Origin of the sequence: Nodosilinea sp. LEGE 06152, assembly GCF_015207525.1 — a bacterium.
Classification (GTDB): domain Bacteria; phylum Cyanobacteriota; class Cyanobacteriia; order Phormidesmidales; family Phormidesmidaceae; genus Nodosilinea.
The window spans coordinates 256,257-268,732 of the sequence record NZ_JADEWR010000002.1 but is presented as its reverse complement, the minus strand read 5'-3'; the positions used below and the strand labels follow the sequence as shown (position 1 = coordinate 268,732).

The following is a 12,476-nucleotide window of genomic DNA, read 5'->3' as shown; positions in this document are numbered from 1 at the left end:
GGGGGCTGTACCTTAGGCAACAAGGTGAATCCAGTCGTAGACATCGCGCACTGCATTGACAAGGCGGCGATCCGCCGTCCACAGCTCAGCAGCTAATATCTCAGTCAGGGCCAAATAGTGAGCGTCGTAAGTTGCTGGCAGCGAGAGTTGATTAGTGATTTGCCAAGCCCGTCCATGTAAATTGGCATTCCCATAAAGCTCGATGTTTAGACCCAGGGCAATCTCCAAAAACTCATAGGCAACCTCTATAGAAAACTGTCCTGCTTTAGCCAACCGATACAGGGCATTCGTAACCTCGTACAGAATGAGGGTAGGCGCTGTAATTACCACACCGGCTTCTACCCAGCTATCCCAAAGTGCTTGATAGGGGGATTCGTCAGGATCTACAACCAGCAACCGCACCACAAAGCTAGCATCTACACATACCTTACCCAGACTCATGGGGCATTAGGCTCTGGAGAGACACTGTTGAGCAATATATGCTCACGCTGTTGGCGTTCTTGATGAAGCAAATCTGCAATGGGGAGATCGGCCATATCGCCACCGTTGGTTTGTCGTAGGCGTTGATGCAAGTGACGCAAACGATTTTGGCTAACTTTCCAGGCTGCTTTGCGATCCAGCTTAGTGTACAGCAAGCGCCGCTCCGCTTCAGAGAGAGACTCAATGACCTGGAGAATGGAGTTTACCAGCTTGGTGTTCATGGGCGGAGTACAATTACTAAACCTATTGTAGGAGCTACCCAAACCTGAAGACACCCTGTCCGGAGTGGTCCATCTCTGTCCAACCCTCGGCGGCCGCCTGGTCAATCAGTTGCAGCAGCTCGTCCTGGGTCATGGCGATTTTAGATTGATGATTTTAAAATTTGGATTGAGCAGGCGGGGGTCTCCCCTTTTATAGCCGCCATTTGGGTAGGGTGGAAGGGGTACAAGATTATTGTTAGAAAGATGCTATTTGTAGGGTTGGTTAGGCAACCATCCTCTCATGCCACCAGCCGTTAACGTATCGTCCCGTCGTAACCCATTGCCCACCCATACAGATCCGTCTAGCAACCACGGGTAAATCAACCAGGTCGATGGTCAACAAACTGCCGCTAAGCCGCAACGCACCCACCCATAACGAGATTCTCGCTATGGGTGGGTGCGCCACTTGAACCTATTGACAGCTAAAGCCTTAACCGCGAGCCCGTTCCAGCAGAATCATCATGATTAGGCTGAGCAGCACCTGAGTTTCTTCCTGAGGCGACAGTTGATCGATCGGCTTAACAATAAACTTGCGAGACAAAAGCGACGGCTGCTTTTCGAGCCGCATAACAACAGTGCCATCACTGCGTTTTACCAGGTATTTAGGGTTGAGCACATAGCCGCTCAAAGCTCCTAGAATAGGCACTTCTTGAAACAGCGAATCGAGCACCTTAACCCAGGGATTCTCTTCTTGAATGTGCAGGTCGCTGTTTACAGAGTTAAAAATATCGTAATGGGCTTTCCACAGCGATCGCATTCCCTTTCGCTTAACGGCCCCGATTACTGCGCCGTTACTATCTGTGAAATTGTAGCGAGCCGAAAAATCAATAATGCGATCGGCTTTTATGTCGTAAAGTCTTTTAGTTTGGGCCTCATCCGCGAACACACCAATCGCTTCTTTTAGCTTAAATAACTTTTGCTTAACAAAGAATACAACGTTTCCGTTAGCATCTGTAACGGTGATCTTAGGCGCGATCGTCCAAATCTTAAACGTAATCTCTAAGGGATATTGCATACCCTATAACAGCTCCGGCTTCTAGAAAATGTTGCTCTCTAGTAATCCCCCATTTAAGATGCAAATATCAGCCACAAAAAAGCAGTGGCGTAAAGTTAACATTCTTTAGGTATTTAACCTGAATGAGTTAGCGGTTGCCTGAGATACGGTAAGACTATCCGATCGCAAAAATGGGCCGATCGCAAAAATGGGCAAGAGACTATGTCCCTTGCCCATCAATTAGGTCGATCGAAGCTGGACCTTTAGCCAGCCAGATAGGCTTTCAAATCGTGGCGGGCGTAGCGCAGTTTTTTGATTGCATCGCGCTCAATCTGGCGCACCCGTTCGCGGCTGACGTTGAGCTGCTGGCCCACCTTCGAGAGCGACAGCCCTTCGCCAGTGCCGAGGCCAAAGCGCAACACCAGTACCTCACGCTGCTGAGGGGTGAGGCGATCGAGAATGCGAAAGATGTCTTGCTGAAGGCTGTTTTGGGCCGCGTAGTCTTCCGGCGATCGCCCCTGGTCGTCTTCCAGCATATCGGCTAGCTCGGTGTCGCCCTTATCGCCCACCATGGCATTGAGCGACATTGGCTGCTGCGACTGCGACAAAAACTGGCGCACCTGGGTAATGGGCATGTCTAGATGGTTGGCCACTTCTTCAAGGGTGGCGGTGCGGCCTAGCTCCTGGGCCAGGTGGCGCTGGGCGCGCTTGATTTTGGTCAGCTTTTCAAAGATGTGAATAGGCAGGCGAATGGCGCGGCTTTTTTCTGCGATCGCCCGCGTGACAGCCTGACGAATCCACCAGTAGGCGTAGGTCGAAAAGCGAAAGCCTTTGGTGGGGTCAAACTTCTCTACCCCTCGCTGCAGGCCCAGGGTGCCCTCCTGCACCAGATCCATCAGGTCGAGGTTGCGCTTGGTGTATTTTTTGGCGATCGAGACCACCAGGCGCAGGTTGGCCTCTACCATGCGGCGACGGGCCGCCTCTCCAGCCTCTAAATCCTGATTCAAGTCGTCCACCGACAGGTTGGCGGCAGCAGCCCAATCCTCTAGTGAGGGTTCGTCGGTCGACGATTTAGCCAGCTTAGCGGCGATCGCGTTGAGCTGGTTTAACCGCTGCACCCGCTTGCCCAAAGAAATTTCTTCATCGCGGGTTAACCGGGGAATGCGACCAATTTCCTTCAGATATGCCTGAACAGAATTACTGGAGGTAGAAATAGCTTGAGCCATGGGAACATCAGTAGCGGCAATCGACTTAGATGCCACTATGACAATGTCTGAGCTTCGGTGCCTCTACCCTGAGGGGGGGCTAAAGATTTCCTTAAGGCGTGCAATTGACCCCGTCGTACTGCACCTGCACCGGCAGCCAGTGGGCCTGGGGGTTGGGCAATGCCCCAGACTGGGGTTCAAAGGTGCGTTGTAACGTCAGTTCTAAGGCCTTTTCGTCCAGCACCGTATAGCCTGTACTGTCGAGCAGCACGGGCTCTTTCACCAGTTCTCCGGTGGCCGATACAATCACGCCCACCAGGCCCTCGGCAGGCGGTGGCACCAGGCAGGTACTGAGCGCATAGGGAACCTGCAGGGGGGCCAGTTTTTGGCCTAGGATTGGCACTTGACTATCGCTGAGGCCCTGGCTTTCGGTTTCGAGCCAGTGCGGCACAACGGCCAGGTGAAAATTGACGTCATCGGTGCTCAGTGATTTGGCCTGCTGGTTGAACTGGTACTGGGCCGGGTCGCGCAGGCGATCGTCTAGGGTAGGCGGGGGTGGCTCTGCGGGCAGGGGCTGCAGGGTCGAAACATCTGGGGGCGAAGCCGGGGCGGCCTGGGGCGGCGGAGCCGTCTGGGGTTTGGCTGGAGGCGGAGTGGCAGGCACAGGTGCTGCAGGTGCAGGGGCCGCAGGTGCAGAGGCCACAGGCGATCGCGCCGGTTGAGACGCTTGAGCGGCTGGGGTAGCGGGCACTGGGGCCAGCGCTCCCCCCTCAGCGATCGATTTTGAGGATGCGGGCAGACGCACCACATCCATAACTGCCGCTGGGTCGCTGAGTTCGGTCAGGTCGTCGTTGGCTTCGGGAGCACTCCCAGGCATCGGCATCCCCAGCAGCAGGCCGTGCATTCCTATCGAGACTACGGCCAGGGCTCCCCCGCCCGACCAGCGGAGGAAGCGCTTGCCCGCCCTAAATTTGAGAGGAAATGCCATAGTCATGTCCGTTGCTCTGCGCCAGTATAGTCAGCGTTTGCTCTTTTAGGCTCTCTAAAGGTGGCACAACTTTTCAGTGGCGTTAACAGTGGACAGACAGTTTTTATATTGTCGTTATTTGCCGTTAACCTAGGGCTGTCAAGGCTCTAGCAAAAAAGGCTCAGAACAATGCGACGAGAAGACCTGACCCTACTGACAGCGGGCCTGTTGCTAGTGCTAACGGCCATTCTTTTGATTGCCCTAGAGCCTCGCGTATCGCCAGTTGTTCCATCCTCCGAGGTTACTGCCGTGCCCACCCAGCTGTTGACCGACCCATTTTTGCAGTACCCCACCCCCGGTACGGTGCGGGTGGTGTGGTTTACCGAGTTTGAGGGCCAAGACCACCAGGTGCGGTGGGGGGTACCCGATCAGCGCCCTGACGCTAACTTACCCAACCAGGCCCCAGCGCTCACCACCCAGCTGACCCGCACCCGAGAAGATGGACAGTCTCGGCTCGATCACCCCAACTTTGCTGACCTGCAGCAAACGGTGCAGCGGCCGATCTGGCGGCACGAGGCCGAAGTGAGCGGGCTGCCGCCAGGGCAGCGGGTGCCCTACCGTGTGGCCAGCACCGGAGCAGACGGTACTGTGGCCGAAAGCCGCGTCTTTACCCTGGCTGGAGCCCCCATCCCCGGACAGCCGCTCAAAATTTTACTCACCTCTGACCACCAGAACATGCCCATGACCGCCGCCAACCTGCAAAAGGTGGAGGAAACCCTGGGCCGGGTGGACGCGGTGTTTTTTGCGGGGGATCTGATCAACATTCCCGATCGCGCCTCTGAGTGGTTTGACGACAGCCGGGGCTGCGGCTTTTTTCCCTGTTTGCAGGGCAACACCAGCTATGCCCTGGAGCGCAATGGTCGCACCGTGCGCTACCGAGGCGGCGAAATTATTCAGCACGCGCCGCTGTTTCCAACCCTGGGCAACCACGAAATAATGGGACGCTTTGCCGCCACCGCCCCGCTGGGGGAACAGTTTAACCAGCCCGTGCCCCGCCAGGCGGCGGTTAGCCTCTACGAGGCCAATGCCGACCTGTTTAACCCCAGCGGCGACCCCGAGCTGCGCCGCCAGTGGATTGTTGACAATTCCTTCAACAGTGAGACCTACGAGGCCCTGTTTAGCCTGCCGGTGACCCAGGTGCCCAACCCCGATCGCCCCGAGACCACCAGCCGCTACTACGCCATTACCCTGGGCGACGTTCGCCTGGTGTCGCTCTATGTCACCCAGATCTGGCGGCCCTACCAGCTTAATGCCACTACTCGGGGCCGTTACCAGGAGCGCGAAGCCGACCTGGGCACCCCACAAAACTGGGGCCATGGTCAGCACATTTTTGAACCGATCGAGCGGGGCAGTTTGCAGTACCAGTGGCTAGAGCAAGAGCTGGCCAGCGAGGCCTTTCGCCAGGCCAGGTACAAGGTGGTGATGATGCACCACCCGCCCCACAGCCTGGGCGACAACATTGTGCCCGCCTTTACCAATCCGGTGCGCCGCTACGATCGCGACGGGGCTGGTCGCCTTACCGCCGTGCGCTACGAGTACCCCCGCGCCGACGACTACATTGCCCGCGACCTGGTACCCCTGTTGGAGCAGGCGGGGGTAGACCTGGTGTTCTACGGCCACTCACACCTGTGGAACCGCTTTGTGTCGCCCCAGGGCACCCACTACCTCGAAACCTCGAACGTCGGCAACTCCTACGGGGCTTTCTGGAAAGATGCCGCTCGCCCAGTGCCGCCTGAAGCTATAGAGGGTTCGACCGTGACCTATTCCCCCACCGACTACGTGGCCCAGGGCGACCCCAACGGCTTAGGACCCGTGGTGCCCACCCTCGCCCCCCTGCGCGACGACAGCGGCCAACCCCTGCCCTACATCGCCAGCAACGACATCACTGTCTTTAGCGTGTTTGAAACCGAGAGGGGCACCGTCAGCAGTTACTACTTCGACACCCGGCAGCCAAACTCGGCGGTAGTGAAATTTGATGAGTTTAGGCTGGGTCGGTGAAAGGCCAGGGCTGGTCTTGGTAGGGTTCGGTGGCCAGAAAGTGGCCGATCAGATACAGTGAGCCGCACAGCACCCTGAGCTGGCTGGGGGTTCGCCCCAGGGCGGTGAGCCCGTCGTTGAGGGAATTGTGGATCTCACAACGGGCTAGGTTGGGGCAGACCGATCGCGCGATCGCCGCCAAATCTTCTGGTGCTGCCGTTTCGTGCCCCGGCACGGGCACCAGGTGCAGGGTGTCGCCGGGGCGCAGCAGGGCCGCAAAAATATCGCGGTGGTCTTTAGTGGCGAGCATACCCATTAGCCATTGCGTTCCCTCAGGTTGCGCGGGCTGGCTAGCCCACCAGCTATCGACATACCGGCGCAGTACTTCGGCGGCGGCGGGGTTGTGGGCACCGTCGAGCAGCAGCGGGTAGCCTGCGGAGTTTTGGCCCCAGGTCACCCACTGCAAGCGTCCGGGCCAGCGAGCCTGGCCCATGCCCTGAACAATGGCTTCATCTGAAATCTGCCAGCCCTGGGTGCGCAGGCTGTGCAGGGCGGCGATCGCCAGGGCCGAGTTGACTAATTGGTGGGCACCGAGCAGCGGCAATGGGTAGGTGATAGCATCATCACCGCTGCCGTAGCGCGCTCGGCCGTGCTCAAGCGGTACCGCTGGGGCGGGCCACACCACCGGACAGTCAAGTTCAGCCAGGCGCGCCTTGACCACCGCCGCCGCTTCGGGAGGCAGGGGGCCAATCACTGCTGGACGCCCCGATTTAAGCACCCCCGCTTTCTCAAAAGCGATATCGGCCAGGGTGGGGCCAAGGCGCTGCCAGTGCTCTCGGCTCAGCGAGGTAATCACGCTGACCAGGGGGGCATCCACCACATTGGTGGCATCGAGTCGCCCCCCCAGGCCCACCTCCATCACCGCTATATCAACCCCAGCCTGGGCAAAGTGCAGCCAGGCAGCGGCAGTAAACACCTCAAACTGGGTGGGTGAAGGTTGGGCTGGGTCAATGGCGGCCACCACCTGATGCAGCCGCTGAACTAGATCTTGGCTCTGAATCGGCGTGTTGTTGACCGTAATTCGCTCTCGCCAGCTCACCAGGTGGGGCGAGGTGTAGCGCCCTACCCGATAGCCCGCCGCCTGCAGCACTGCCGCCAGGTAGGCACATACCGACCCCTTGCCGTTGGTGCCCGCCACATGCACCAGCGGAACCTGGGTCTGAGGGTCGCCCAGGGCCGCCAGCAGGCGCTGAATGCGCTCTAGGCCCAGCTCGACCCCAAACCGCCCAAAGGGGTCGAGCAGCGCTTGAATCTGTTGGTCTAGTAGAAAACCTGGGGATTGCACCACGGGCAACAATTTTTGTATTGGATTTGTATTGGAGTAGAGAGTTTACCAAATCGCAGGCAACACCTCGATCCAAACCTTGAGAAGGTAATTGAAGGTTGAATACAGGTATAAACCAGGAATGCAACATCTCTCGTAGGGGCAAACAGCCGTTCGCCCTTACCCAGATTCATGCCTCAATTCAGCAACACCCCATATTTCTAATCCTAAGTCCAGCTTAGAAACCCTGACGGGAAACCGATACGAGATCGGGCAAATGGCATTTGCCTCTACAGTTTGGCCTCTTTAGAGTTGGAGTCATACGATCCGATTTGCCTTGACAATAACCGTTCCCTGAGCGGAGTCGTTGGCGAAGCCGCCCCAAAGGGGCTAGGGATGGCTATGGTTTCTTATCGTTGGGGGGCCGGGCTTACGGCATGAACGATTGGTATGAGAAGGTGAATCGAGCAACTGCCTAAAATCTTTTAATCCGCATCCTCACTAAAAAGGCGCAGCACCTCGCTGCGCCTAGGGACGTTTTCAACAAGTTGGGGCATCCAGGCGGGCTAGACGGCCTCGGTGTTTTTCTCGCCGGTACGAATGCGGACAATTTCGTCTACGGGGCTAACAAAAATTTTGCCGTCGCCAATTTCGCCTGTGCGAGCGGCGGAGATAATTTTGTCAACGACGATGTCGACCTGGGCTTCTTCGACCACAATTTCAATCTTGAGCTTTTGCAGGAACTCAACGGTGTACTCTGAGCCCCGGTAGCGCTCGGTCTGTCCCTTTTGGCGACCAAAGCCGCGCACCTCCGAAACAGTCATGCCGACAATACCAGCGTTGACCAGGGCAATCTTGACCTCGTCTAGCTTAAAGGGGCGAATAATAGCTTCTATTTTTTTCATAGATCAAACTGGGTGCTTCAGCGGTTTTCGTTTAGCTTCGGTCTATGTGTATCGGGCTTGCCCCCTAGAATACTGCATCGCTTGCTACAAAATTGTAGAAGAGACGGCGGTGGCTGGGGTTCAACAGTTGGCCTATTCAGCGGCAAAGCCCTAGCGCGAGGCTCTAGCGCGACGTATTCAGCAGCGGTTTCATGATCAGAAAACCGGCCCCGAAGGCGCTAATAACAATTAGCAAAATGGTTGCGGCCAGCCACAGCCCGCTCAGGTCTGAGGGGCGCTGGCTCAGCTGTCCGGGGCGGTTGGGGTCGAGGCGCTCTTCGGTGTAGAGCCGCTGAGGCACGCCTGCCTGTGGCCGTTGAGGTGGCTTTTTAGACGACTTCTTAGCCTTGGGCTTCTTCACAATTTGGGTGATCTGGCTGGCCAGGGTAGAAACCCCTTCCCCTACCGATTCAGACAGCCGTTCCGGCAGTGACGCTGTGGCTTCGTCGTCATCGGGCATTGACGGCAGGGCCATTGGGTAGGCAGGGGCCATCGCCTGGGCTTCGGCGCTGAAGTGGGACTCTAGGGGCGATCGCCCACCGCTCGCCATATCGAGCGGCTGGGGCTGGCTGACCTCGATGGCTTGCTTGAGGCGGGCCGCCGAGTCGGCAAAGCGAATCATTTCCTGGCGCAGCACCTGGTTTTGCTGGGTAAGCTGCTGGTTTTGTTGATTGAGCGAGTCGACCATCGCCTGGGTGGCCCGCAGTTCTGTGGCGAGCTCGCGGTACACCGAAATAGGTACTGACGGAGCCTGCCGATTGCCCTGGGGTACCTCTGGGGCAACCACCCCTGGATAAGCAGATTCGGAAGAATAAGGTGCGTTCATGATGACGGTAGAAGGGGCGTTGAAGACTGAAAAACAAGGGTGAGAATTGGTCTGCCCAAGGGTAGTTCAATTTAGCGCGAGTGCACCAGCTGAATCAAAAAAAGTTTTGCCGCTGGGCCTGCAGGTGAAGATATATCAGGGCAAACACGACTGTTTGGGAAAGAGCGGCTCTGGCCCGTTCCCTGCTCATAGTTTACGTGTATTACTTGAAGATGCGCCACCGCCTGCGGTTTTGCCAGTCAGCTCGAGCGACGAGCGCTGACTAGCTGACTCCTAGGGCAGCGGCGATCGCAGCACTGTCAGCCACGAACCCAAAGCACTGGTTAACGTTATAGATAGTGGCCTGGGCGCAGTACTCGGGCGAGGTGGTAGCGCTACAGTCGCGCAGCAAAATGCAGTCGTAGCCCAGGAAGTTGGCGTCTTGCAGGGTTGCCATCACGCACTGGTCCACGTTTACTCCGGCAAATAGCAGGGTGGTTTTGCCCAGGTTGCGCAAAATACTGTCGAGGGGCGTATCCCAAAAGCCGCTCATGCGATACTTATCGACCCAAATATCTTGGGGCTGGGCCTTCAGCTCATCGACAACCGCCGCTGCCCAACTGCCCTTAGTCAACACCGGGGCACCGTTGGCGGGCAGTGGATCGCCCAAACCAACCCCTGCCCCAGTGGGATTGTAGACGTGCCGCAGCCCGGCACTGATGTTTAAAAGGTCGGCGCGGTTGCCCCAGTTAACCCATACCACCGGCACTTGGGCCGATCGCAGCAGGGGCAGCAGGGTTTGCAGCGGCACAATCGCCTGACGCGCTGGCGTAACATCGACCCCGATGCTGGCTAGCCAGCCGTCGGGGTGGCAAAAGTCGTTTTGCATATCGACCACCAGGCAGGCCGTTTTGCTGAGGTCAAACCGCACCTGCTTGGTTTGGGTAGTCAAAACCGCTAGCCGGGGCTGTAGCTCCTGGCGGCTGATATCAGCAAGGTGGTCGTTGACCCACCAGGCGTTGGGAGGGCTGCCCAGGGGACGCAGGTTTGAAATGTCCATAGCGACCTGGTTTGGGGGCGGCCGACTGGTAGAGCGCGGTGGGCTAGAGCAGCTGAAGGGCGAGCAGCGCCAGCCCTGCTGTGACGGCATAGGCTACCGCCACCACCTGAATTTCAGACCAGCCGGATAGCTCAAAGTGGTGGTGCAGAGGAGCCATCTTAAAGAAGCGCTTGCCCACTCCATCGGGGCCTTTGGTGGCCTTAAAGTAGGCCACCTGAATGATCACCGACAGGGTTTCGGCAAAGAACAGCAGGGTGAGCACCAGCAGAGCAAATAGGTTGCCGCTGAGAATGCCCACCGCGCCCAGGGCCGCGCCCAGCGCCAGCGACCCCGTATCGCCCATAAAAACGCGGGCGGGGTTGTGGTTGTGCAGCAAAAACCCCAGACAGGCCCCGGCCATTGCGGCGCAGAAGACCATCAAATCGGGATGGGTGGGGGCCACAATGGCCGCCAGACCCATAAATGCGATCGCGCCCGTGCCGCCCATCAGCCCGTCGAGGCCGTCAGTGAGGTTGGTGGCGTTGCTTTCGGCCACGAGCACAAACCCGGCCAGCGGCCAGAACAAAAACCCTAGGGGTAGCCCCAGGCCCAGGGGCAGGGCTACGGTGGTTAGGCTAATCGGCTGGCTGGTCAGCACCCACAGGCAAAACAGCACGGCCACCGCAATCTGCAGCCCCAGCTTGGCACGGGGAGAAATGCCCTTATTCGAGCGGCGCTGAATCACCTGCCAGTCGTCAACCCAGCCAATGGCTCCGTAGGCCAGCGTCAGCAGCGACACGGCGACGGCATCGCGGGCAAAGCCCGTCGCCAACAGGGCTACCGCGATCGCGACGGGCACAAAAAAGGCACCCCCCATCGTAGGAGTACCCGCTTTCTTAAGGTGACCCTGGGGGCCTTCCTGGCGAATAAACTGGCCGGTTTTGAGGGCCCGCAGCAGGGGAACGGCCGTAAACCCCAGCAGGCTGCTGCCCAGCGCCGCCACGATAAAGGGCACGGTAATAGACGCACCCAGGCTAACGGCGTTCCCAAAAAGGCTGTCTAGACCGACGGCAGCGGCGCTGAGACCGAGGCCCAGCAGCCAAAATAACGTTTGGCCGTTTAGAGACAGCCGCTTCGATGCCAAAAACTTCGCATCCACTAACAATTCCTCAATTGCATCACACCACACACCAACAGGAGTCTACTGGATGATCTTCCAATTGACTACGACTGGCGGCAGGAAATAGTCAGGAAGTCTAAATGAATGGTCTCACTAAGACGCGAAGTTTAACAACACTTAACGACAGATTTGACTGGCGTCTATTTGGGAGCGGCGGCTAGTCGTCGTCCTCGTCGAGGGCGAGATCGGTGTCGTCATCGTCCTCAAAGCTGTCGTCGTTGCCCATCAGATCTGAAATTTCTTCGTTTTCGGCCTCATCGGGGATATTTTCGACCACATCGCGGCTGCGTAGACGGCCAATGTCTTCTAGCCAGTGCAGAATGGAGGAGTTACCGGAGGAGGGCAGAATGGGAGCCTTGGCGCTGCGGGGCACCTGGCGCAAAGAGGGGTTGTAATACTTTTCAGACATAGCGGTGGCCTATAGCAAGACGCAGACATTCCATCCTAGCAGAGACATTATGCCTGCCGCCCTTTCTGTTGCGCTTGGAGTTTTGCCGTATCATGCCTCTTGGCTGCGGAGATAGTGCTGGGGGACTGGGGCCATGTTGGGCAAAGCTGAGCTACTAGACGCTGTCGCTGGGATCAATCGAGGTATTAATGGCAGCCCTGGCGATCGCGCTGCAATTCAGGCCGCTGCCGCTACCCTGGAGGGCCGCAACCCTACGCCTGAGCCGCTGCAGGCTAGCGATCGCCTCAGCGGCGACTGGCGCTTGCTCTATACCACTAGCCGCGAGCTGCTGAACATCGATCGCGTGCCTTTGGCCTCCCTTGGTCCCATTTACCAGTCGATTCGCCTGGCCGAAAACCGCATTTACAACATTGCTGAGGTAAACGGGCCGCCCCTGCTGTCGGGCCTGGTGGCGGTGGCCGCCAGCTTAGAGCCAGTCTCTACCCAACGGGTGAATGTGCGCTTTGTGCGGGGTGTTGTGGGCCTGCGGCAGGCTTTGGGCTACCAATCGGTGGCCCAATTTATTGAGACCATGCAAACCACCCCTAAGTTTTCTCTGCTGCAGGGCATCGATTTCAGCATTAACCCCGATCGCCAGTCGGGCTGGCTGGAGGTCACCTACCTCGACGACGATCTGCGAATTGGGCGCGGCAACCAGGGCAGCCTGTTTGTACTGCAAAAGGTATAACCATAGCTAGCAGGATTTCCGGTGAGGAAGATACCAGCTTAAAGCCAGCGACTGTAGCCGCTGTAGGGTGGACACTGCCCACCATTGAAAAACTCCTTGGCAAAA

At 57.8% G+C, this 12,476-nt stretch carries 13 protein-coding genes; 2 read left to right on the top strand and 11 right to left on the bottom strand.

Annotation, left to right across the window (positions count from 1 at the left end):
* Window positions 1-12 precede the first annotated feature (12 nt).
* The 5 genes from IQ265_RS03715 to IQ265_RS03695 form a co-directional block, all read right to left on the bottom strand.
* Window positions 13-441: a type II toxin-antitoxin system VapC family toxin gene (locus tag IQ265_RS03715; RefSeq protein ID WP_194050841.1), complete on the bottom strand. Its 429-nt coding sequence runs from the start codon at window positions 439-441 to the stop codon at window positions 13-15.
* Window positions 438-701 carry a hypothetical protein gene (locus tag IQ265_RS03710; protein ID WP_194050840.1) on the bottom strand — a complete coding sequence of 88 codons (264 nt, stop codon included), beginning with the start codon at window positions 699-701 and terminating at the stop codon, window positions 438-440. Before IQ265_RS03710 ends, IQ265_RS03715 begins: the two co-directional genes overlap by 4 nt.
* 469 nt (window positions 702-1,170) lie before the next feature.
* Window positions 1,171-1,755, bottom strand: coding sequence for a hypothetical protein (locus tag IQ265_RS03705; protein ID WP_194050839.1), 585 nt, complete (start codon window positions 1,753-1,755; stop codon window positions 1,171-1,173).
* A gap of 242 nt (window positions 1,756-1,997) precedes the next feature.
* Window positions 1,998-2,960 (bottom strand): RNA polymerase sigma factor, RpoD/SigA family, encoded by a 963-nt coding sequence (locus IQ265_RS03700; RefSeq protein ID WP_228037543.1) that lies wholly within the window; start codon window positions 2,958-2,960, stop codon window positions 1,998-2,000.
* 91 nt (window positions 2,961-3,051) lie between these two features.
* Window positions 3,052-3,927: a hypothetical protein gene (locus IQ265_RS03695; protein WP_194050838.1), complete on the bottom strand. Its 876-nt coding sequence runs from the start codon at window positions 3,925-3,927 to the stop codon at window positions 3,052-3,054.
* Window positions 3,928-4,095: 168 nt separating this feature from the next.
* On the opposite strand from IQ265_RS03695, the gene IQ265_RS03690 reads away from it, so the two are divergent.
* Complete coding sequence (locus tag IQ265_RS03690) at window positions 4,096-5,964, top strand: metallophosphoesterase (RefSeq protein ID WP_194050837.1); 1,869 nt, start codon at window positions 4,096-4,098, stop codon at window positions 5,962-5,964.
* Here the strand turns inward: IQ265_RS03690 and IQ265_RS03685 are convergent.
* The 6 genes from IQ265_RS03685 to IQ265_RS03660 form a co-directional block, all read right to left on the bottom strand.
* Window positions 5,948-7,297, bottom strand: coding sequence for a folylpolyglutamate synthase/dihydrofolate synthase family protein (locus tag IQ265_RS03685; protein ID WP_194050836.1), 1,350 nt, complete (start codon window positions 7,295-7,297; stop codon window positions 5,948-5,950). The two genes, IQ265_RS03690 and IQ265_RS03685, sit on opposite strands and share 17 nt — an antisense overlap.
* 536 nt (window positions 7,298-7,833) lie before the next feature.
* Window positions 7,834-8,172 (bottom strand): P-II family nitrogen regulator, encoded by a 339-nt coding sequence (locus tag IQ265_RS03680; RefSeq protein ID WP_017297513.1) that lies wholly within the window; start codon window positions 8,170-8,172, stop codon window positions 7,834-7,836.
* Between the two features lie 163 nt (window positions 8,173-8,335).
* A complete protein-coding gene (locus IQ265_RS03675) occupies window positions 8,336-9,037 on the bottom strand; it encodes a hypothetical protein (RefSeq protein WP_194050835.1) in 702 nt (233 codons plus the stop codon).
* Window positions 9,038-9,299: 262 nt separating this feature from the next.
* Entirely contained in the window at window positions 9,300-10,076 is a 777-nt protein-coding gene (locus IQ265_RS03670) for an isochorismatase family cysteine hydrolase (RefSeq protein ID WP_194050834.1), read from the bottom strand.
* Window positions 10,077-10,119: 43 nt separating this feature from the next.
* A complete protein-coding gene (gene mraY / locus IQ265_RS03665) occupies window positions 10,120-11,214 on the bottom strand; it encodes a phospho-N-acetylmuramoyl-pentapeptide-transferase (protein ID WP_194050833.1) in 1,095 nt (364 codons plus the stop codon).
* A 178-nt stretch (window positions 11,215-11,392) separates the two neighbouring features.
* Window positions 11,393-11,644: a DUF3134 family protein gene (locus IQ265_RS03660; RefSeq protein WP_194050832.1), complete on the bottom strand. Its 252-nt coding sequence runs from the start codon at window positions 11,642-11,644 to the stop codon at window positions 11,393-11,395.
* Between the two features lie 133 nt (window positions 11,645-11,777).
* Here IQ265_RS03660 and IQ265_RS03655 point away from each other — a divergent pair, with 133 nt between their 5' ends.
* Window positions 11,778-12,371, top strand: coding sequence for a PAP/fibrillin family protein (locus tag IQ265_RS03655; protein WP_194050831.1), 594 nt, complete (start codon window positions 11,778-11,780; stop codon window positions 12,369-12,371).
* The last annotated feature ends 105 nt before the right edge of the window (window positions 12,372-12,476 follow it).